Origin of the sequence: Hominisplanchenecus murintestinalis (genome assembly GCF_943193015.1) — a bacterium.
GTDB lineage: Bacteria > Bacillota > Clostridia > Lachnospirales > Lachnospiraceae > Hominisplanchenecus_A > Hominisplanchenecus_A murintestinalis.
Genome location: NZ_CALPCM010000118.1, coordinates 1 through 1,314, shown reverse-complemented (window position 1 = coordinate 1,314; position 1,314 = coordinate 1). Strand labels below are relative to the sequence as shown.

The window sequence follows — 1,314 nt, the reverse complement described above, 5'->3', positions numbered from 1 at the left end:
AAAGCGACCCTCATAAGGACGGAAAACCGACCTTTGCGTTGGACGGAAAACCGACCCCTAACCAACTTACTATAAACCAACTAAAAGAGAACCAACGAAAAGGAGTGAGTGGGGAGCAGCCCGCACCCTTTGGCAGATATAAAAACCTTTTCCTCTCCGAATCCGAGTATGCGGAGCTGAAAGGGGAATACCCGGACAGGCTGGAACGGTTCATTGAGGAATTGAGCGAGTACATAGCCGTCTACGGGAAAGTGTACGCCAACCATGCCGCCGCTGTCCGTATGTGGGCAAAACGTGACAGGAAAGGCACAGGAAAGAAAGGAATCCCCGATTATTCCTACAAGGAGGGCGAAAGCCTTTGACCGCATAGACACAACGCCCCGTAAACAGGGCGTAAAAGACCATGAACAAGGAGGACGATTTTATGAGTGATTACGATAACGCCATTTTCCGGCTTGCCACGGCACAGGAAGCAGAGCTGGAGGACTATATTGGGGAGGACGGGCTTTTATATTGCGCGAGCTGCCGCCAGCCCAAAGAAGCCTACTTCCCGGAGGGCAAGACCTTTTTTGGACGTGACCGCCACCCCAAAGAATGTGACTGCCAGAGAAAACGCCGGGAAACGCTGGAAGCCAGCCACCGGGAATATAAGCACCGGGAGGAAGTGGAACGGCTGAAACGAAAGGGATTTACAGACCCGGCTATGCGGGAATGGACGTTTGAAAACGACAACGGGAAATGCCCCCAAATGCACAAAGCCCATGCTTATGTGGAGTGTTGGGAGGAAATGAAAGCCGGGAATATCGGTTATCTGTTATGGGGCATGGTAGGCACAGGCAAAAGCTATTTCGCCGGGTGTATCGCCAACGCCCTCATGGAGAAAGAGGTTTCCGTGTGCATGACAAACTTTGCCTTGATACTCAACGACCTTGCCGCCAGCTATAAGGACAGGAACGAGTACATAGCCCGCCTTTGCAGCTTCCCTCTGCTTATCCTTGACGATTTCGGCATGGAGCGTGGCACGGAATACGGGCTTGAACAGGTTTACAACGTGATAGACAGCCGATACCGAAGCGGCAAGCCCTTAATCGTGACAACAAATTTGACGCTGGAAGAATTGCAGAACCCGGAGGACACCGCCCACGCCCGCATTTATGACCGCCTTACGGAAATGTGTACCCCCGTCTGCATTACCGGGGGGAATTTCAGGAAAGCCAGAGCAAGGGAGAAAATGGAACGCCTTAAAAAGCTGCTGAACGGAAAGGAGATTTGCCTATGACCGACACGCCCAAGAAAAGCACCGCCACCACCGCC

At 52.5% G+C, this 1,314-nt stretch carries 1 protein-coding gene and 1 pseudogene; both read left to right on the top strand.

Annotated elements, in window-relative coordinates:
• A pseudogene (locus NFR99_RS15240) lies at positions 1–362 on the top strand (replication initiator protein A); the annotation flags it as partial.
• A 62-nt stretch (positions 363–424) separates the two neighbouring features.
• Entirely contained in the window at positions 425–1,279 is an 855-nt protein-coding gene (locus NFR99_RS15235) for an ATP-binding protein (RefSeq protein WP_160216428.1), read from the top strand.
• The last annotated feature ends 35 nt before the right edge of the window (positions 1,280–1,314 follow it).